The sequence below is a fragment of the Butyrivibrio sp. XPD2002 genome, from assembly GCF_000423945.1.
Taxonomy (GTDB): Bacteria; Bacillota; Clostridia; order Lachnospirales; family Lachnospiraceae; genus Butyrivibrio.
This window is the reverse complement of record NZ_AUIY01000001.1, coordinates 478,751-499,050: the sequence shown is the minus strand read 5'-3', so window position 1 is coordinate 499,050 and position 20,300 is coordinate 478,751. Positions and strand designations below refer to the sequence as shown.

General features: G+C 36.8%; 18 protein-coding genes. 17 read left to right on the top strand and 1 reads right to left on the bottom strand.

What is annotated here, in order from left to right; all coding sequences use genetic code 11:
- Positions 1-17: 17 nt before the first annotated feature.
- On the bottom strand, positions 18-1,046 hold the full coding sequence (locus G587_RS0102125; RefSeq protein ID WP_026490894.1) for a leucine-rich repeat protein: 1,029 nt from the start codon (positions 1,044-1,046) through the stop codon (positions 18-20).
- Positions 1,047-1,225: 179 nt separating this feature from the next.
- On the opposite strand from G587_RS0102125, the gene G587_RS0102120 reads away from it, so the two are divergent.
- The 17 genes from G587_RS0102120 to G587_RS0102035 all read left to right on the top strand — a co-directional run bounded on the left by G587_RS0102120 (position 1,226) and on the right by G587_RS0102035 (position 20,166).
- Positions 1,226-2,383 (top strand): ABC transporter substrate-binding protein, encoded by a 1,158-nt coding sequence (locus G587_RS0102120; protein ID WP_026490893.1) that lies wholly within the window; start codon positions 1,226-1,228, stop codon positions 2,381-2,383.
- A gap of 56 nt (positions 2,384-2,439) precedes the next feature.
- On the top strand, positions 2,440-3,219 hold the full coding sequence (locus tag G587_RS21035; RefSeq protein ID WP_051200552.1) for an ABC transporter permease: 780 nt from the start codon (positions 2,440-2,442) through the stop codon (positions 3,217-3,219).
- Entirely contained in the window at positions 3,220-3,798 is a 579-nt protein-coding gene (locus tag G587_RS0102110; RefSeq protein WP_026490892.1) for an ABC transporter ATP-binding protein, read from the top strand.
- An 83-nt stretch (positions 3,799-3,881) separates the two neighbouring features.
- Entirely contained in the window at positions 3,882-5,369 is a 1,488-nt protein-coding gene (locus tag G587_RS0102105) for a 4Fe-4S dicluster domain-containing protein (RefSeq protein ID WP_026490891.1), read from the top strand.
- Between the two features lie 271 nt (positions 5,370-5,640).
- On the top strand, positions 5,641-6,624 hold the full coding sequence (gene pta, locus G587_RS0102100) for a phosphate acetyltransferase (RefSeq protein WP_026490890.1): 984 nt from the start codon (positions 5,641-5,643) through the stop codon (positions 6,622-6,624).
- Positions 6,625-6,717: 93 nt separating this feature from the next.
- A complete protein-coding gene (gene hslO / locus G587_RS0102095; protein WP_026490889.1) occupies positions 6,718-7,602 on the top strand; it encodes an Hsp33 family molecular chaperone HslO in 885 nt (294 codons plus the stop codon).
- A gap of 623 nt (positions 7,603-8,225) precedes the next feature.
- Entirely contained in the window at positions 8,226-8,708 is a 483-nt protein-coding gene (locus G587_RS24025) for a VanZ family protein (protein WP_196808907.1), read from the top strand.
- Positions 8,709-8,826: 118 nt separating this feature from the next.
- Complete coding sequence (locus G587_RS0102080) at positions 8,827-9,120, top strand: hypothetical protein (protein ID WP_155829399.1); 294 nt, start codon at positions 8,827-8,829, stop codon at positions 9,118-9,120.
- Between the two features lie 272 nt (positions 9,121-9,392).
- Positions 9,393-10,595, top strand: a complete 1,203-nt coding sequence (locus tag G587_RS26070) for a glycosyltransferase (RefSeq protein ID WP_026490886.1) — start codon at positions 9,393-9,395, stop codon at positions 10,593-10,595.
- Positions 10,596-10,652: 57 nt separating this feature from the next.
- Positions 10,653-11,825, top strand: coding sequence for a radical SAM protein (locus G587_RS26065; RefSeq protein WP_026490885.1), 1,173 nt, complete (start codon positions 10,653-10,655; stop codon positions 11,823-11,825).
- A 34-nt stretch (positions 11,826-11,859) separates the two neighbouring features.
- Positions 11,860-13,110: a nucleotide sugar dehydrogenase gene (locus G587_RS0102065; RefSeq protein WP_026490884.1), complete on the top strand. Its 1,251-nt coding sequence runs from the start codon at positions 11,860-11,862 to the stop codon at positions 13,108-13,110.
- Positions 13,111-13,131: 21 nt separating this feature from the next.
- Entirely contained in the window at positions 13,132-14,286 is a 1,155-nt protein-coding gene (locus tag G587_RS0102060) for a glycosyltransferase family 4 protein (RefSeq protein ID WP_026490883.1), read from the top strand.
- Between the two features lie 138 nt (positions 14,287-14,424).
- Entirely contained in the window at positions 14,425-15,441 is a 1,017-nt protein-coding gene (locus G587_RS0102055; RefSeq protein ID WP_026490882.1) for a DUF6625 family protein, read from the top strand.
- Positions 15,442-15,454: 13 nt separating this feature from the next.
- A complete protein-coding gene (locus G587_RS24020; RefSeq protein WP_051200550.1) occupies positions 15,455-16,354 on the top strand; it encodes a glycosyltransferase in 900 nt (299 codons plus the stop codon).
- Between the two features lie 15 nt (positions 16,355-16,369).
- Positions 16,370-17,467, top strand: coding sequence for a polysaccharide pyruvyl transferase family protein (locus G587_RS0102045; RefSeq protein ID WP_026490881.1), 1,098 nt, complete (start codon positions 16,370-16,372; stop codon positions 17,465-17,467).
- Positions 17,468-17,475: 8 nt separating this feature from the next.
- Entirely contained in the window at positions 17,476-18,939 is a 1,464-nt protein-coding gene (locus G587_RS0102040; protein WP_196812488.1) for a lipopolysaccharide biosynthesis protein, read from the top strand.
- Positions 18,940-19,038: 99 nt separating this feature from the next.
- On the top strand, positions 19,039-20,166 hold the full coding sequence (locus G587_RS0102035; RefSeq protein WP_026490879.1) for a Coenzyme F420 hydrogenase/dehydrogenase, beta subunit C-terminal domain: 1,128 nt from the start codon (positions 19,039-19,041) through the stop codon (positions 20,164-20,166).
- The last annotated feature ends 134 nt before the right edge of the window (positions 20,167-20,300 follow it).

Genomic DNA, 20,300 nt, shown 5'->3' with positions numbered 1-20,300 from the left:
GTAGTAATAAAAGTGAATTACTTAACCTTTATGCCCTTGATGCTTGACTTTGTAAAGAGCTTTTCATAGTTCTTCTTGCTGCTCTTAGGAGTCTTTACATAGAAATCCTTTGCATCTTTTCCGAAAGCTTTTCTTCCGAATGAAGTGACCTTGGTTGATTTGATCTTAACCTTCTTGAGCTTCTTGCAGTTCCAGAATGCCTGCTTACCGATTGTTGTAACGTTTTTACCAACTGTTACGTTCTTTACCTTCTTATTGCCTCTGATAAAGAAAGGAGCGATATCAGTAACATTCATAGTATAGCCTGAGTAAACAACTGAATCGGGAACATTAACTGTCTTTACACCTTTTGTAAGGTAGAGAGCTGTAAGATTACCCTTTGTGTTTGAAACGCGGTACTTGATTCCATCGGCTTCAAATTCGTAGCCGGTCATGTAAGAAACAGTAGCATCTCCGTTCACCTTGTTTGTGATAAGAACCGGAAGTGAAGAGTACTTGATGGTTACAACAAATACGCTGTCGCCTGTGCCTTCTTTTCCGTTTACTACACGCTCACAATTTTGGATAAACTCTTTTGCGCTTTTTGAAAAGATCGAACCCATACTCTCAGGCATGTTATTAGCTTTTAATCTGCTGGCAATGTAAGTATCTTTGGAAATAATATACTTTCCTGATCCTACGGAATTCTTGGCTGCGCTAAGTATGACACAATAATCCGTTGCAGAAGCTGCGATAGCCTGATATGGTTTTTCGGATAAAACAAAAGTTGTTGTTGTGCTATCAATCTCAGGACCATATATTTTGATAGCAGATTCGAGCATTGTGAAATCTTTATAATTTTTTGGATAATTCTGAGACTTTGTAACTCCAGACAATTCACCATCATTGATTTTAACGCTATTGCCGTTACTAAGATCAACTGAATAAGGAACATCAGCTGCCTTTGCAGAAATGGAATTAACCCCGTTCATCCCCGCAAAAATAAAAGCAGCGCATGCGATAGAGGCGAAGGCCTTGCACACGCCTAAGTTAAAACTTTTCTTCATACAAAATCCTCCCGTAAAAAATATTAAGCAGATTTCATCTTGCCACTAAGTAAAGCCTGTGTCAATGCTTATGGAAACTGCTTCTTTTTTAATCGTTGAGAAAACTACATTAATTATGATATAATACATTTCGATTTTGTGCAAAAATAAATGTTTGATTTAGACTTGAGGAGAATTAAATGAAAAAATTTGTATCCATCTTATGTGCAGGAGCAATTTTTATGACTGCTTTCACAGGCTGCGCTGGAAAGACTGAAGAAGCAGTACAGGATAATAATGAAGTAGTGACAGAGGAAGCTGCTACTGAAACTACTGAGGAGACAGTCGCAGAGACTACTGAAGCTGCAGAAGAAGTGGCAGCTGAGGAAGTTACTGAAGAAACTACAGAAGAAGAGGCTGATGAAGGTACCGAAGTGTCTGCAACAGAAGAAGTAACAGATGTTGATGCAAAGAGCGTTACAATAAGAGTTGGTTCACTTAAAGGACCCACAACAATGGGACTTGTAAACCTCATGAAGGCTTCAGAGAATGGTGAAACTGAGGGCAGCTATGAGTTTGATATGAAAACTCAGCCCGATGAGATCATGGCAGGAATTGTCGCAGGTAACATCGACATCGCACTTGTGCCTGCTAACATGGCAGCTGTTCTTTACAATAAAACTGAAGGCGGTGTAAGCCTTGTAGATATCAACACACTTGGTGTTCTTTACTGTGTGACAGGTGATGAGAGTGTTAAAAGCATTAAGGACCTTGCAGGAAAGACAGTAGTTTCTACAGGCCAGGGTGCATCACCTGAATATGTTCTCAGATATCTTCTTGATAAAAATGGCGTGACTGACTGTGATATGGAGTTTAAGTCAGAGGCGACTGAGATTGCGGCACTTCTTCAGGAAGATCCTACCAAGATCGCAGTTCTTCCCCAGCCCTTTGTGACTGTTGCAACTGCAAAGAACGAAGCACTTTCAGTAGCATTTTCACTTACAGATGAGTGGGATGCGGTTTCAGATGGCTCCAAGCTTCTTACAGGCGTTACTGTTGTAAGAAACGATTTCTTAAAGGAACATGGAGATGCTGTTAAGACTTTCATAGAAGAGCATGAGAGCAGCACTGAGAAGGCTAATTCAGATGTAGAAGCTACAGCTGAACTCGTAGCTGAGTATGGCATCATCGAGAAGGCTGAGATTGCAAAGAAGGCAATGCCCGAATGTAATATTGTATGCATTACTGGAGACGATGCAAAGACTGCGCTTTCAGGCTACCTTCAGGTGCTCTTTGATCAGGATCCTAAGTCAGTTGGCGGAAATCTTCCTGACGATGCATTTTATTCTCTTGACTGATTCAGAGTTAATCTTTACCTATAACTTATGCTGATTAGAAGCGATTGGGGGTCACTTTGAAAAACATAAAAAAGATATGCATAGCTGTATGCTGGCTTATGATATGGCAGATTGTGGCTGTGCTTATACACAACAAAATACTTCTTGCAGGACCGATAGAATCTGCGACTGCCCTTGTTAATATGGCAGGTACTCCTGATTTTGCGACTTCTGTTATTACCTCTGTTTTGCATATAGTTGCAGGTATAGTCATGGGAGCGGTGCTTGGAATACTTCTTGGAGCACTATCCCTTAAATTCAGACTGCTGGGGGATTTTGTATCACCCATAGTGACAGTACTTAAATCAGTTCCTGTAGCAAGCTTTGTAGTACTTATCCTGATATGGATCGGCAGTGACAATTTGTCAACCGTAATAGTGACACTTGTTGTGTTCCCGATTATATATCTTGCTACTACAAGCGGTTTTACTGCTGCAGATAAGGAACTTCTGGAGATGGCTCATGTATACAGAATGCCTACTCCGAATAAAATCAGATTCATATATATACCGGCTCTTATTCCTTCATATATCGGAGCATTTTTCGTAGCAGTGGGAATGGGCTTTAAGAGCGGAGCTGCGGCGGAGGTTATTGGCCAGCCACTTCTTACAATGGGTAACGGTCTTTACAGATCCAAGATAAACCTTGATACCGCCGAAGTATTCGCATGGACATTTACGATAGTTCTTGCTTCCTGGATTACCGAGAAAATCTTTTTACTATTGATTTTTATATGTAAAAAGATATTCATGCCCGGGGCACAAACCGCGGATAACAAATCCGGTAAGGAGGCTTAAATGACTATAGATCTTGAAAATATCTGCAAATCTTATGGCGAGTTAAACGTCCTTAAGGATTTCAATCTCGAGATAGAAGAGGATCATTCCTATGTTGTCACAGGACCGTCCGGCTGCGGTAAGACAACTCTGATAAGGATTCTTCTTAGTCTTGAAGAGCCTGACAGTGGGAAGGTTCATTTTATGGGGGATTACAAATATCCCTATCTGAATGCAGGAGTTGTTTTCCAGGAAAACAGACTTTGCCAGGATTTTACTCCTGTGCAGAATGTGGTTATGGTTAACCGCAAGAACTCTGCGAAGGTTGCAAGAGAAGAACTGTTAAAGCTTCTTCCTGCAGACTGCCTTGATAAGCCTGCATCACAGCTTTCCGGAGGCATGAAGAGACGAGTGGCTATCGTCAGAGCATGCTGTATTCCGTCAGATATGCTGATTCTTGATGAGCCCTTTACGGGACTTGACAGTGAGAACAGGAAAAAGGTTATCGATTACATAAGAGAGAAACAGGGCAGAAATCCTTTGCTTATTACGGCTCATGACACAGAGGGACTTGAGTTTTGCAGGAAAATTGAGCTTTAAGAACTTTTAATTTGTATATATAGGCATAAATGCTATTATATAAGTAGTTAATAACATTTTTTTATTAGAATTGGGAGATTTCTATGGTTACAAACGACAAGGGATTGGTAAGTTTTAAACACAAGATTATGGAGGAGGTTTGCCGCCTTGCCTGGAAGGGTGAACTTGATGAGGAGCACAAGGACAAGCTTGCATATGAGCTTGCACCGGGCCCGAAGCCTGAGTACAGATGCTGCGTTTACAAGGAGCGCGAGATCGTACGTCAGAGAATTCGCCTTGCCTGTGGACAGAGCACAACCTACAATAAGGATTCAAATAACATAGTTCAGGTTATTGATCCTGCTTGTGATGAGTGTCCTATTTCAGCATTTTCAGTAACTGATAATTGCCGTTTTTGTATTGGTAAAGCATGTCTTAACTCATGTAAATTCGATGCGATTCACCCCGGTGATGTAAGAATGCACATCGATTCCGCTAAATGTAAGGAGTGTGGAATGTGTGCAAAGGCCTGCCCTTACGGCGCAATCGTTCATCTTGAGCGTCCCTGCCACAAGGCTTGCCCTGTAGGTGCAATCACATATGATGAGTATGGCTATTGTAAGATAGACGAGGAAAAGTGTATCCAGTGCGGACACTGCATCCACAGCTGTCCTTTCGGAGCTATTGGATCAAAGACTTATCTTGTTCAGATAATTGAAGCTATCAAGGAAGGTAAGGAAGTAATCGCAATGTGCGCTCCTGCAACTGAGGGTCAGTTTGGTGAGAATATCACAATGGCTGCAGTTAAGAAGGCACTTATTAAGCTTGGCTTTGCAGATATGGTCGAGGTTGGACTTGGCGGCGATATGACAGCTGCTTATGAGTCTAAGGAATGGGCTGAGGCCTATGCTGAAGGCAAGAAGATGACAACATCATGCTGCCCTGCATTCATCAATATGCTTAAGAAGCACTTCCCTGAGCAGTTTGAAAACAACATGTCTTCAACTGTATCACCTATGTGTGCTATTTCCAGATACCTTAAGGCTACACGTCCCGGATGCGTTACAGTATTCGTTGGCCCTTGCATTGCTAAGAAGTCTGAGGCTCAGGATCCTAGCGTTCCGGATAATGCAGATTTCGTTGTTACCTATGGTGAACTCAGAGCTCTTATGAGATCTAAGGATATTGAGTTCGAGCCTGTTGAGGATGAGTATCAGGAATCTTCAATCTGGGGTAAGAGATTTGCTACAAGCGGTGGTGTTGCCAATGCTGTTATCGAGTGCATGCAGGAGAGAGGTGAGGATATCGGAGAGCTTAAGCTTCACAGAGCTGCCGGCGGTATTGAGTGTAAGAAGGCACTGACACTTCTCAAGATGGGCAAGTTCCCTGATGACTTCATCGAAGGAATGGTTTGTCCCGGTGGCTGTGTAGGTGGTCCTTCCAAGCACAAGACTGAGACAGAGATCACTAAGGCAAGAGCAAGTCTCCTTGCTAAAGCTGATGGCAGAAAGGTTCTTGAGAACCTCAAGAACTATCCTATGGATAAGTTCTCTATGCACAGAGATGGTAAAAAAATAGATCTTCCAGATTGATTTTAACTGCAGACCCTCATTCGTCAGTGCTACTGGATGAATGAGGGTTTTATCATGTAAGCCTTCTCCCTTTGGTAGAAGGTGGCAGCGAAGCTGACGGATGAGGGCCATATTTATGAAACATTGATAATAATTTATCTATTCTTGAGTTAGCCTGTAGGTAAGTTGTATAATCTTAGGGCGTAATTAATATTCCTTTTACGCAATCCATTAATTTACATCAATACTTTAGGTATTTTTTACCAATTTTCATATTTAGGAGGAAGATAAAATGTACGGTTTTGGAGAAATGATTGCCAAGCTTAAGGCTAACCCAAAGACTATTGTATTTACAGAAGGAGAGGATCCCAGAATCCTTGAGGCATCATCAAGATTACTTGCTGGTAACTTTTTAAAGCCCATACTTCTTGGTGACCCTGATGTAATCAACAGAAATGCTGAAGAAGAAGGCTACAATATCAGAGGTGCGCAGATCATTGATCCCAGACACTATGATGAATTCGAAGAGATGGTTAGTGAGTTTGTAGAGATCCGTAAGAGCAAGGGTATGACACCTGAGCAGGCACGTGAGATTCTTTCACAGTCTAACTATTTTGGAACAATGCTTGTAAAGATGAAGAAGGCTGACTGTCTTCTTGGTGGAGCTACATATTCGACAGCTGATACTGTTCGCCCTGCGCTTCAGATCATTAAGACTAAGCCCGGCAACAGTGTTGTATCTTCATGCTTCATTCTTGTTCGCCCTTCAGCTATCGGTGATAACGAAGTTATCGCTATGGGTGACTGCGCTATCAATATTGATCCTACAGAGGATGAGCTTGTTGAGATCTGTGGTGAGACAGTTGAATGTGCTAAGGCATTCGGTGTAGATCCTAAGGTTGCTTTCCTTTCATTCTCAACTAAGGGATCAGCAAAGAGCCCTTCTGTTACAAAGATGCAGAATGCAACTTTAAAGGCACAGGAAAAGTATCCTGACCTTCCGATCGAAGGAGAGCTTCAGTTCGATGCTGCAGTTTCACCGAAGGTTGCAAGAGTTAAGACTCCCGATTCACCGGTTGCAGGACATGCAAATACATTCATTTTTCCTAACATTGATGCAGGTAACATCGGTTACAAGATTGCACAGCGTATGGGTAACTTCGAGGCTTATGGCCCTATCCTTCTTGGACTTAACGCTCAGATCAACGACCTTTCAAGAGGCTGCAACGCTATCGAGGTATACTCAATGGCTATAATCACAGCTAGTCTTGCATAAACCTCAAATACTTAACGAGGTATTTACGAGTTTAGTATTTGAGAGTTGCTCTGGCGAGCGAAGCGAGAGCAGCGCTTCATATAACGAGGTATTATGGAATACAAAGATTACATGGTGAGGGCCATTGCTGCCAATGCGCAGATAAGAGCCTTCGCAATCACATCAAGGAATCTGGTGGAAGAGGCCAGAAAAATTCACGATCTTAGTCCTATCTGCAGTGCAGCTCTCGGAAGACTTATGAGCGGCGCACTCATGATGGGCGATATGCTTAAAAATGAGAAGGATGCACTTACCATTACCATCGATGGTGATGGCCCTATTGGCGGACTTCTCGCAACTGTTAACAACAGAGGCCAGGTAAAGGGCTACGTTAAGAATAACCAGGTGGCACTTCCTAACAATGAGGGCGGACACCTGAATGTAGGCGGAGCTGTTGGTAACGGAACACTTACTGTTACCAGGGACCTTGGTCTTAAGGATCCCTATGTAGGAACAATCCAGCTTCTCTCAGGAGAGATTGCAGACGACCTTACCTGCTATTTTGTTGAATCAGAGCAGATCCCTTCATCAGTGGGATTGGGCGTTCTTGTTAAAAATGATTTCTCTATTATGGAAGCCGGTGGCTTCATAGTTCAGCTTATGCCCGGTGCTTCAGAAGAGACTATCAGCAAGCTTGAAGGTAACATCCAGGGAATGAAATCTGTCACAGATATTCTCAGAGAGGGTAAGACACCGGAAGAGCTTCTTGCTATGGTTCTTGATGGCTTTGATTATGAGATCACTGCTAATGTACCTGTTGAATTCCACTGCGGATGCGACAGGGACAGAGTTGAGCGAGCACTTATCCTTCTTGGTAAAAAGGAATTACAGAACCTCGCAGAGGACGGAGAGGACATTGAGATTAAATGCCACTTCTGCGGAAAGGCATACTCATTTACTCCTGATGAACTTAGGAATATGCTTGTAAAAGCGAAATAAAAAGGCATAAAAAAATAAACGCACTAAATTAGTGCGTTTATTTTTTACCTTAGATATGAATTTTAGTGTTTTTCTTTTGTGAGAGTGGCCAAAAGAGCTTCTAGTTCTGCTATTCATGCATCTTTTTCAGTCAAGGCATTATCTTTTTCAGCCAGAGCGGCATCCTTTGCAGCGATAGTGCGCTCATATTCACCCTTCAAAACATCGATATCAATTTTGGATAACATATATTCTGTCCTCCATTTCTATCTTTTATTGTAGTCGAAAAGAGTATATAAAACCACGGATTTCGGCTTTATTTAATAAAATAATTTGTTTTGGAATCCTGCAGAATAAATTTCTGCGAAAGATAAACAAGATGCATTTATCATGCGAGACTCATGATTGATATTTTGCGGCAATTTATCAAAAAAGTATTGACATCTTGCGGCAATTTATCAAAAAAAGCGTTGATATCTTGCGGCAATTTATTCATACTTATGTGAAGATTAAAAATAAAGTGAGACTATATGCATCTTATACGAGACGTTTACACAAGAAACAGAATATATTATTACCTATATACAATAAAGAGTGTGTTTTTTCGCCAACTTGATGGAGTGACCATCCGAGGACTGCTCTTTATGCTCATTGGCGAAGCTCTTTTACTATGCGCGGCTTGGTTTTTGTTTTTTAAAAAGAAAAATACTCCAATAAGGAGAATAATACATTACTACCTCTTAATGGCATATGCCGGATTTATCTTATCCGTTACAATCCTAAGGCGCCCATTAGGCTCCAGAGAAAAGGTGATGAATCTTTACATTGACATAGGCCTTGGAAGAACGGGCTATTGGCTATGGTGGTGTCTATTTATCACCTTTTTGAATGTGATTCTATTTATTCCCTGGGGAATCCTTATTGGTCCGTTATTTAGAAAAAAAGGTTATCTGAAAGGAATATTTATCACGACTGCCATAGGATTTTTTACAAGCCTTATGGTGGAATGCATACAGTATAAGACCGGGACCGGGTTCTTTGAATTGACGGATCTTATGACAAATACTATAGGCACATTTATTGGTGCAGTGCTGGCCTTGCCCATCAACCGACTATTTCGCAAGTAAGAAGCGGAGTGGTCGGTTTTGCAATATTTGGGGATATTCCATTTTTGTCAATAAAGTGAGACAATATATATCAGAAACGAAAGATATACTTGTAAACATAAATGATACTGACATTTCTTTGGAAATAGATAAGGAAGTTCAGCAGAAGAATATAATAGCGGATGCAGTTTCTAAAGCCGTTGATTATTGCATTGACAATGATATCCTTCGGGATTTCTTTGAACAGCACAGGCAGGAGGTAATTGATATGGGAATCTTAGGGTATACAGCTGAAGGTCATATGGAAGGCATTCGTGAAGAGGGGGTTGAGCAAGGATATGACGAAGCAAAGAAGGAAGATGAAATAATTATAACTAAGAGCCCGGATATTTTTTGTCCGGGCTCTTTGATATTATTTAAACTATATTTGTGAGAAATTAAGTGTTGTTAAAATATTCTAATAATTTATGAAGAAATCCATATTCTCTGCCTTTGTTCAAAGGCGAAAAATCCATTTGTGAAATACGACAAAAATATCAATAGAATTTAATTAATATTCTTTCTAAGTGTCAATTGTCCAAATTATAAAATTATTATAAACTCTTTAGTGGATTATATGTAATGTTAGATTTAATAATTCTGCACTGGTGTGACGAAATACGCTTGATTACGCCAAATATAGAGCAGATACGGTGGAGTGTTTAGATGAAAGTTTTAATGGTTAACAAATTTCTCTATCCCAACGGAGGATCAGAGACATATATTTTCAAGCTTGGTGCAGCGCTTGTGGGAGAAGGACACCAGGTTGAGTACTTCGGAATGGAACACGAGGGCAGATGCGTTGGCAATAACGTGGACGCCTATACCTCTGATATGGATTTCCATAATGCCAGCAAGCTGGAGAAAATGACATATCCATTAAAAACAATATATTCCAAGGATGCCAGAAACAAGATAAGGCTTGTACTTGATGACTTCAAGCCGGATGTAGTGCATCTCAACAATTTCAATTATCAGCTCACCCCATCCATAATTCTCGAGATAGTCAAATGGAGAAAAGAGAATAAGAGAAAGTGCAGAATAGTATTCACCGCGCATGATTATCAGCTCGTGTGTCCTAATCACATGTGTAACAATCCGAACACACATGAGAACTGCGAGAAGTGTCTTGGTGGTAACTTTATAAACTGCACCAAGGGCAAATGCATCCACGGAAGCACAGCCAAGAGCTTTATCGGTACACTCGAAGCTACCTATTGGAAGAAGAGAGGAACCTATAAATATATAGATAAATTCATCTGTTGTAGCCAGTTCATGAAAAGCAAGCTCGACAGTAATCCTCTTTTTGCTAAGAAAACTGTCGCAATTCACAACTTCATCAAACCGGTTAAGTGGGTTGAGACAGCTAAGGAAGATTACATCCTTTATTTCGGAAGATACTCTGAGGAAAAGGGTATCAGAACACTTATCGAAGCAGCAAGGAGAATGCCTGAGGTTAACTTTATTTTCGCAGGCAAAGGACCACTCGAGAACGAGCTTAGCGGAATAGAGAACATCGAGAACGTAGGCTTTAAGACAGGCGAGGAGCTCGCTAATCTTATACGAAAAGCGAAGGCTTCCATATATCCTTCTGAATGGTATGAAAATTGCCCATTCTCAGTAATGGAATCACAGCTCTTTGGAACACCGGTTATCGGTGCTGACATAGGCGGAATTCCTGAACTCATAAGAGTAGGCGAGACCGGACTTTTATATAGAAGCGGAGATGTGGACGCACTTTGTGATTGCATCCATGAAATCTGGCAGGATGATGCAAAGGCTAAGGCAATGCATGAAGCATGCAAGACACTGAGCTTTGACACAATTGATGAGTATTTAGAGAAAATATTGAAGATTTATCAGGATTGATACCGGTAAATCTCAAGCAATATATAGATGGATTTTTTAAAAGAAAGAGGAGATAAAATGGCAGAGAAGAAACTTAACGGTACAGTAATCGTAACTTACAGATGTAACGCACGTTGCTCAATGTGCAACAGATACAAGGCGCCCAGTAAGCCTGAGGAAGAGATTTCAATTGAGACAATCAAAAAGCTTCCTAAGATGTACTTCACAAACATCACTGGTGGTGAGCCTTTCATCAGAACAGATATTAAGGATATTGTACGTGAACTTTATAAAAAGTCTGATCGTATCGTTATTTCTACCAATGGTTTCTTCACTGACCGTATCGTAGATCTTTGTAAGGAATTCCCTCAGATTGGTATCAGAATTTCAATCGAAGGACTTGAGAACACAAACAACGAAATCAGAGGTCTTGAGAATGGTTACCAGAGAGGATACCAGACTCTTAAGAAGCTTCGTGAAATGGGTATGAAGGACGTTGGATTTGGTATGACAGTTCAGGATAAAAATGCTCCTGATCTTGTACCTCTTTACAAGCTTTCTGATGAGATGGGAATGGAGTTTGCTACAGCATCTCTTCATAACAGCTTCTACTTTGTTGAGGCAAAGAACATCATCAAGGATCGTCCTATGGTAGCTCAGAATTTTGAGAACCTTGTTAATGAGCTTCTTGCAAGCAAGAGCCCTAAGAAATGGTTTAGAGCATACTTCAACCATGGACTTATCAACTACATCTATGGACAGAAGAGACTTCTTCCTTGTGATATGTCCTTTGATACATTCTTCATTGACCCTTATGGAGATGTTATGCCTTGTAACGGTACAAAGGATAAAGAGGTTATGGGTAACCTTAATGAGCAGAGTTGGGATGAGCTTTGGAGCTCACCTGAGGCAGAGTCAGTTCGTAAGAAAGTTCGTTGCTGCGACAGAGATTGCTGGATGATCGGCTCAGTTTCTCCTGCTATGCATAAGTACATCTGGGTTCCTATGTGGTGGGTAATCACTCATAAGCTTAAGTTCTGGACAAAACATAAGTACAGCATGTATGAGAACAAGATTGTTCGTGATCTCAGAGATGGCAAGGTGACTAAAGAAGAGCTTGATAAGTGCAGTACATGTGATATGAACTGCGTAATTAACAATGGTCTTTCTGCAGCTTCAATGGAGCAGCTTAAGAATAAGACCGGTGAAGAGATTGTTGATGCTGATATTGCAGCACAGATGGCGGAGTAATTAGAAATATATATAGATTTGAGAAATGGAGAATATGAGAGAGTTTAAAGATATAAAAGTAGCTGTTGCCGGTACTGGTTATGTTGGATTATCAATTGCAACACTGCTTTCACAGCATCATAAGGTTACAGCAGTTGATATAGTGCCTGAAAAGGTAGAAATGATAAATAAAAGAAAATCACCAATTCAGGATGAATATATTGAGAAATATTTTGCGGAAAAAGAATTGGACTTGGTTGCGACACTTGATGCAAAAGAGGCATATTCTGATGCGGATTTTGTAGTTATTGCTGCTCCAACAAATTATGACAGCAAAAAGAACTTTTTTGATACTTCTGCTGTAGAGGCGGTGATCAAACTTGTTATTGAATATAACCCTGACGCAATAATGGTTATTAAAAGTACTATACCGGTAGGATTTACATTATCGGTTAGAGAAAAATATCATTGCGATAACATAATTTTTAGTCCGGAATTCTTGAGGGAATCTAAAGCTTTGTTTGACAATTTATATCCGAGCAGAATTATTGTGGGAACTGATCCTGAGAATGCTAGGCTTGTTAAGGCAGCGAATGTATTTGCTGAACTACTTCAGGAAGGCGCTATAAAAGAGGATATAGAGACTCTTTTCATGGGATTTACTGAGGCTGAGGCGGTTAAATTATTTGCCAATACATATCTTGCTTTAAGAGTAAGTTATTTCAATGAGCTTGATACTTATGCTGAGATGAAGGGTTTAAAGACTGAACAGATAATTAAGGGAGTATGTTTGGATCCTAGAATAGGAAGTCATTATAACAATCCTTCATTTGGATATGGCGGCTATTGTTTGCCTAAGGATACAAAACAGCTCTTAGCCAATTACGAGGATGTTCCGGAAAATCTTATTGAGGCCATTGTACTGAGTAATAAAACACGAAAAGATTTCATTGCTGATCGTGTACTTGAGACAGCTGGGGCGTATGAAGCAAATGATGCTTGGAACTTAAGCAAAGAAAAAGAAACGATAATTGGCGTATATAGACTTACTATGAAGAGTAATAGCGACAATTTCCGACAGAGCAGCATACAGGGAGTTATGAAGCGCATCAAGTCAAAGGGGGCAACTGTAATTATTTATGAACCAACACTCAAAGATGGAGATACTTTCTTTGGTAGTAAGGTAGTGAATGATTTTGATGAGTTTAAAAAAATGTCACAGGCCATTATTGCTAATAGGTATGATAGTTGTTTGGATGATGTAGCGGATAAGGTTTATACGAGAGATCTGTTTAGAAGAGATTGATGCTGTGATGGAGGAGTTGATATGAATATCCTGATTATTAGAAATTATCCTAGCTATATGGATGTTTTGAATAATACATATAATATTCAGGAGATAGGCCTAGCTAAGGCACTAATAAGAAAGAATAATCGCTGCGATATCCTTTTTTGGACTGATAAAGAAGAAAAAGATGTAGATTTAAATTTTGATGGTGGGGTAGTACATGTTTATTACAGACATGGAAAAACTGCATTAAAAAATACAGTTTTTACTTCATGTGATTCAATAATCGAAAAATATGATGTTTTGCAGACTGCTGAGTATAATCAAATGCAATCATGGCTCTGTGCAAAGAAATACCAGCAAAAAGCAATAATATATCATGGCCCGTATTATTCTTCATTTAATAAGCGATACAACTTGATGTGCTCGGTTTTTGATAAGTTTTTTCTTAAGCGTTATCTGAAGTTGAATACACATTTTTTGGTTAAGAGTGAATTGGCTAAGGACTTCTTGGTGCAAAAAGGCATTCATGAAGAAAATATAACAGTTGCAGGCGTTGGAATAGATACGCAAATGCTTTCAAATGTAGGTGAAGCATGTGAGGAATCAATCTATTTAAAAATGCGTCAATATTCTGGAAAAAAAATACTGTATATTGGACGCTTTGAAGAGAGAAGAAATATTCCGTTTATATTGCATGTATTCAAAAAGGTTAAGCAGATTAATCCAGATACAAAATTGTTTCTTATAGGAAATGGTGATAATGACTATTTGGATGCTGTTTGGAAAATTGCAAAAGAATTGAATATTTTTGAAGATATCGAGTATCAACAGCAGCTAGAGCAAAAATATATGGCTGAAATATATAAATTAGCAGATTGTTTTATGCTACCAACACATTATGAAATATTTGGAATGGTATTATTAGAAGCAATGTTTTATGGAAATATTGTGTATACAACAAATAATGGTGGATCGAGTACTTTGATAGAAAATGGGAAGAATGGTTTCATATTTGATTCCTTTAATTCAGATGAGTGGTGTAAAAAAATTGTTGATATTTTCGATAATAAAAAATTGAGAGATGATATTTCTGAAATGGCTACAAAGACTATCTCAACACATTTTACTTGGGACGCTCTTTCAGAGAGTTTTGTAAGCGCATATGAATTAGTAGGAGAGTCAAAAAAATAGTACTAATACGGATTTCTAAAAGATTTTATGATGTGCATTTTATGGAAGTAGATCAAAAGATGTTTAATTAAATATCTTTTATGGTTAAGTAGATTATCATACATAAAGAATCAAAAATGTAAAGGATTAAGGTGAATTATGTACAAAATAGCATATATTGTCCCTTATTTTGGGAAGCTTCCAAAAGGATTTAAAGCTTGGTTGGCAACATGTTCTACTAATGATGATATTGATTGGATAATTATTACTGACGATGATGAAGAATATGATTATCCCAAGAATGTAAAAGTATATAAATCTTCCTTTGAAGAACTAAAAAAAAGAATTGCATCAATGTTTGATTTTGAAATCTGCTTAGACAGACCATGGAAGCTATGTGATTTTAGGCCTGCTTTTGGAGAGATTTTTGCTTCTGAATTACAGGGATATGATTTTTGGGGATACTGTGATACGGATTTGATTTGGGGGAATATTCGTAAGTTTGTAAATGAAGATATTCTTGACAAGTACGATAAAATTGGATTCCAAGGTCATTCTACAGTATATCGCAATACGACTGACGTGAATAAAAGATATAAAGTAATAGCACCCGGAATTATAAACTATAAAACAGCTTTTTCATGTGAAAAAGGTTGTTGCTTTGATGAAGTTGGTATATCCAATATTTATGAATGGTTACACATTCCATATTACAGAGAAACAAATTTTGCGCATCTTGATATGTTCTCGACAAGTTTCTTCCTTGGACATCTTCCCCAAAATGAAGATTATAAAAATCGATATCAAGTTTTTATATGGGAAAATGGCAAGCTTGAGCGAGTGTATCTGCATGAAGGGGCATTACATTATGAAGAGTATATGTATTTACATTTCTTTTGTAGGCCTATGAAATATTGTGCTGATAATTATGATAAGGACAGTGTGTTTGTTATTTATCCTGATCGGCTTATTAATCTAGATAAAAGCAGAGTAGATGTCTCTTTTGTTAAGAAGCACGGAAGATGTTCTGCATTACATTTTTATTGCGCTGTTTTTTGGGAAAGAAGAAAAAAGCTGACTATTAAGAAGGTTATCAAGGCATTAAGAACAAAGATAAAAAATAATATTACTAGAAGCAATTCGAAGGCGGCTGTAAAAGCTTCTATAGTTTCATGACATGAGGAAAAAAATGATAGGCGAATTTACTTATAAGCTTATAGGAAAAGAATCAGAACAAAATAAAATTATTGATATAAAGAATAGAATAGTGCGGAAAATAGGGTCTCGAATAATACCATTAGGGTATATCATGACACCAGTGAAATTAAGAGAAACAACGAAAAATGTCATTATTAGTCTAACTACATATGGTGAGCGCGCTGATACGGTTTGGATTACAATTGAAAGCTTGTTTCGCCAGAAAGGTGAACGAGCAAATGTTGTTCTGTGGTTATCCGAGAATGAGTTTTCTGCTAATAATTTACCGAAAAATATAAATAAACTAGTAAAAAGAGGCCTTGAAGTCCGTTTTTGTAAGGATATCAAGTCATATAAAAAAATATTTTATTGTGCAAAAGAAAATAGAGAAAAAATAATAATTACTGTAGATGATGATTGTATTTATCCGCCTTATTTTTTAAAAAAATTGTTAAAAGCTAATGAAGACTATCCAGATACAGTATGCTGCTATAGATGTAATAAAATGATCCTAAAGAATGGTAAATTAGCGCCATATTCCTCGTGGGTAAGCGGTGATGATTATAGTGCAATACCAAGACATGACATAGTAGCGACTGGGTGCGGAGGCGTTCTTTATCCGGCCTTCTTTTTTAAAAAAAATGATTTGAATAATATGGCATTTTGTAAAATAGCGCCTAATGTTGATGATATGTGGCTAAAATGCTTGGAACTAAAGAATAACTATAAAGTATGTCAGATAGTTTGTGAATATCAGGGATGGATAGCTGTTAGAGGAACAAAAAAAACAGCATTATACAATACTAATGTTTGTGAGAATAAAAATGATATTTATTTTAACAAATTACTTGAGTATTACAATTTAGACATTAATACATTTATTACTGAGTAAAGGAAGTGATAAAAATTGAATAAAAATGTATATCTTGTAACCTTCCATAATGCGTTAAATTATGGTGCTGTATTACAATGTGTTGCTTTATATAAAGCTATTAACAGAATGGCTAATTGCCAGATTATTGATTATAGATCACCTGCTATAGAACGAAGATATAAGATATTTAGAAAGGGGGCACCTTTTAAGGATATCTTAAAGTCGGCATTGCTATTAAATAATACAAGAAAAAAAAGAAGACAGTTTGAGGAGTTTATACTAGGAAATGCATCTCTTACTGGTAAATACAACTGTTATGATGAATTATGTAAAGAGCATTGGAAGAAAACAGATATATTTATTGTTGGTAGCGATCAAGTATGGAATTTCGATATTACGCATAATGATCCGGCCTTTTTTCTTGATTTCGCTCCAACAGTTTCTAAATGTGTATCTTATGCCGCAAGCCTTGGAAAAGAAGTAGATGACAGATTAGTTTTGGCTTTGAACGACAAAGAAAGAAGCATATCCAGCGTTTCAATAAGAGAACAGTCAGCTGTGGATAAACTTTCTAGTCTGGGGATTACTTGCCAACAAAATATAGATCCTGTTTTTTTACTTACAAGAGAAGAGTGGGCAAGAATTTCTAAAAGTTCAGAAGTTGAATTGAATAAGAAATATGTTTTGATTTATGCTCTTCAGAAATCAAAAAAATTAATTGAAAACGCATTTGAGTATGCAAATCAAAATAATCTAGATGTAATTATGATATCAACAGGATTACGACGGGATTATGATTGTGAGTATGTTAGTAATTGTAGCCCGGAAGAGTTTGTAAGATTGTTTTTTAAGGCGACGGCAATATTCACTAATTCATTTCATGGGATAGCTTTTTCAATTGTGGCCAATAATACATTTTTTTATGAATTGCAAGGAATTGAAAAGGGTAAAGAAAGCAGGAATAGCAGACTTAATGATTTAATAACTATGTTTGGATTACAGGATAGAAACTTGAATGCTATAAAGAAAATAGATGATTGTGAGAAAATTGATTATTCTACAATTAACAACATAATTGATGATGAAAGAAAGAAATCGTTTGAATATTTGAAAAGGGTAATATGCGAATAGGGACTGGTATGTTAGAAATTAAAAAATATAATTTCATGTATGCTTATAAAAAACTTCCGATACAAATGAAGGCTAGTCTTTGGTTTGTATTAAGTACAGTTTTATTAAAAGGAATATCATTTATTACAGTACCTATATTTACTCGTTTGATGGATGCCGATCAATATGGAATTTACAATGTTTATCTTACATGGTGTGAAATATTTACAGTTGTAGGAACTTTTGGCTTTGAGTCATGCGCATATATGTGTGTGTTAACCAAATTTAATATTAAAGACAGAGACGAGGCTGAATCGTCACTACTCGAGCTGGCATTTTTTTTGACAACAAGTTTGCTACTTGTTTTTTGGTTTGCTGGTAATCAGATATCTAAATGGATCGGATTACCTAAAAATATAATTATGTTAATGTGTGTGCAGATATACTTTATTCCAGCTGTAAACTTTTGGTCTGTAAAAAACAGATTTCAATATAAATATAAAAGTTTAGTTTTTGTATCGATTTCTATGGCTGTGGCTAATGCTGTACTGGGTATTTTATTTTTGAAGAATTTTTTTGTCAGGAATCAAGCAATTGGTAGAATTTTTTCAATAATAATTGTTCAAGCAGTATATGGTATAGCTTTACTAAACATTTTGCTTAAAGAAAAAAAGATAAGTATATCCATAAAATATTGGAAATGGGCACTAAAGCTTCATTTGCCATTATTGCCACATACACTTTCTCTTAAAATTCTAGCTGGTGCTGATAAGATAATGATTAATACATTAATAGGTGCTACAGCAACTGCTCTTTATAGTGTTTCGTATTCTGTTGCTGTTGTGGTTAATCTTATAAAGACTAGTATCATAGATGCTATAAGACCATGGATATATACGTGTTTAAGAGATAATAAAACTGATAATGTAAAAAATGTAATGAATGGATTGCTTGTATTTGTGTCTGCTTTAACACTAGTATTTGTAGCATTTGCACCTGAAGTAATAAAAATCGTTGCACCAATAAATTATTATGAGGCTATATATTGTATGCCGCCTGTTATGATAAGTTCCTTTTTTACTTTCCTTTACAGTACATTTTCGATAATTGAAATGTATTATGAAGAAACAAAAAAAGTAATGGTTGCATCTATTTCAGCTGCAATATTGAATGTTATATTAAATGCATTTCTTATCCCGCGTTATGGGTATATTGCGGCTGCTTTCACAACTCTAATATGCTATATTTTTCTTGCTGTATTTCATTTCTTTATGGCAGAAAAAGTCCTAAGACAACATAATATATCAATAGGGCTGTTTGATGGGAAGATGATTACTGGAATTAGTTTATTTCTACTAATATCTTTAGGTACGTTTGAATATTTATATACGAAAATAATTATGAGATACATTTTTATTATAGTTATTCTACTAATAATATTTGTAAAACGTAAGTATTTTATTAATCTTTTAAAAATAATACGAAAAAAGTGATTTGATTAGTGTTAAACAAAGATGATTGTAAAGATTGATAAAGAATTTGTAATTTCTTATTGGGAAAAATTTTAGCAAAGATGATAAGAGAACGAAAAAATGAGATTAAATAGAAGTGCTAAAAAAGAATGCTGTGGCTGCAGGGCATGTGAACAAATATGTCCTAAGAAAGCTATAGTCATGCAAAAAGATAAAGAAGGATTTGCTTATCCAATCATAAACGAAGCATTATGTGTAAACTGTGGATTATGTCTTAAAGCATGTTCTTTTAATGAACACAATTTAAGACATAATAGTGATGATCAAAAATATTATTGGGTTATTAATAAGAATTCTGAAGATAGAAAGCGAAGTAGAAGTGGAGGCTTTTTCTTTGTTTTAGCACAATGGATGATTAAACAGGGCGGAATTGTTTATGGTAGCATTCTTGATGAGAATAATTATGTAAGGCATATTAGAGCATTAGATATAGAAACATGCAAAAAAATGCAAGGCTCTAAATATGTTGAAAGTGATATCTCTGGAATTTATTCACTAGTAAAAAAAGATTTAGAGAACAGGAAGAAAGTATTGTTTTGTGGTACTGCGTGCCAAGTATCTGGACTCTATGGATTTATGAATAAAAGCGATATTAGCAATTTATACACAATAGACATTGTTTGTCATGGAGTGTGTTCATCAGCATTGTTAAATGATTATTTATTGTTTTGGGAAAAGAAAAAAGGTGGTAAGATAACGGAATTCAATTTTAGAGATAAAACTATTGATGGCTGGGATAGTCATGTTGAGAGTTTTGTAATTAAGAATAAAAAGTATTATAGAAATAATTACACTAAAATTTTTTATTCAAATAATGCTTTGCGACCTAGCTGTTATAATTGCAAATTTGCAAAAATGGAACGAGTAGGTGATTTTACATTGGCAGATTTTTGGGGGGTGAAAAAATATTATCCGGAATTAAATGACAATAAGGGAATATCTTCAATATTTTTAAATACTACAAAGGCGAAAACATTATTTGATAAAATCACAGATTATATTTATTTTGGAGAAGTTTCTAAAGAAAGTATTATACAAAAAAATTTATATGAACCATCGAAAATGGGTGAAATGAGAGATGATTTTTGGGAAATGTATTCAAAAAAAGGCTTTAGTAGTATCCTTAAAAAATATGGAGGATATGATATTTTAAGAAGATTAAATTGGGCGTTGAAAAGACTGATATAATACATTCCTATTATTATACAGTTCATTTTATTTGTTTTTATGAATATTATGAATGAATTTCTGTTCTGTTGATTTAACACAATTTATTTAACATAGGTTCATTTAAGATAATTGATATTTTTAACTAGAAGACA

What these genes read in the sequence shown, in the direction of transcription:
- hslO (WP_026490889.1), top strand. Translation starts at nt 6,718, where the DNA reads ATGGAATACAAAGATTACATGGTGAGGGCCATTGCTGCCAATGCGCAG.
- G587_RS24020 (WP_051200550.1), top strand. Translation starts at nt 15,455, where the DNA reads ATGATAGGCGAATTTACTTATAAGCTTATAGGAAAAGAATCAGAACAA.
- G587_RS0102110 (WP_026490892.1), top strand. Translation starts at nt 3,220, where the DNA reads ATGACTATAGATCTTGAAAATATCTGCAAATCTTATGGCGAGTTAAAC.
- G587_RS26065 (WP_026490885.1), top strand. Translation starts at nt 10,653, where the DNA reads ATGGCAGAGAAGAAACTTAACGGTACAGTAATCGTAACTTACAGATGT.
- pta (WP_026490890.1), top strand. Translation starts at nt 5,641, where the DNA reads ATGTACGGTTTTGGAGAAATGATTGCCAAGCTTAAGGCTAACCCAAAG.
- G587_RS26070 (WP_026490886.1), top strand. Translation starts at nt 9,393, where the DNA reads ATGAAAGTTTTAATGGTTAACAAATTTCTCTATCCCAACGGAGGATCA.
- G587_RS0102125 (WP_026490894.1), bottom strand. Translation starts at nt 1,046, where the DNA reads ATGAAGAAAAGTTTTAACTTAGGCGTGTGCAAGGCCTTCGCCTCTATC.
- G587_RS0102040 (WP_196812488.1), top strand. Translation starts at nt 17,476, where the DNA reads ATGTTAGAAATTAAAAAATATAATTTCATGTATGCTTATAAAAAACTT.
- G587_RS0102060 (WP_026490883.1), top strand. Translation starts at nt 13,132, where the DNA reads ATGAATATCCTGATTATTAGAAATTATCCTAGCTATATGGATGTTTTG.
- G587_RS24025 (WP_196808907.1), top strand. Translation starts at nt 8,226, where the DNA reads ATGCTCATTGGCGAAGCTCTTTTACTATGCGCGGCTTGGTTTTTGTTT.
- G587_RS0102120 (WP_026490893.1), top strand. Translation starts at nt 1,226, where the DNA reads ATGAAAAAATTTGTATCCATCTTATGTGCAGGAGCAATTTTTATGACT.
- G587_RS0102105 (WP_026490891.1), top strand. Translation starts at nt 3,882, where the DNA reads ATGGTTACAAACGACAAGGGATTGGTAAGTTTTAAACACAAGATTATG.
- G587_RS0102065 (WP_026490884.1), top strand. Translation starts at nt 11,860, where the DNA reads ATGAGAGAGTTTAAAGATATAAAAGTAGCTGTTGCCGGTACTGGTTAT.
- G587_RS0102055 (WP_026490882.1), top strand. Translation starts at nt 14,425, where the DNA reads ATGTACAAAATAGCATATATTGTCCCTTATTTTGGGAAGCTTCCAAAA.
- G587_RS0102035 (WP_026490879.1), top strand. Translation starts at nt 19,039, where the DNA reads ATGAGATTAAATAGAAGTGCTAAAAAAGAATGCTGTGGCTGCAGGGCA.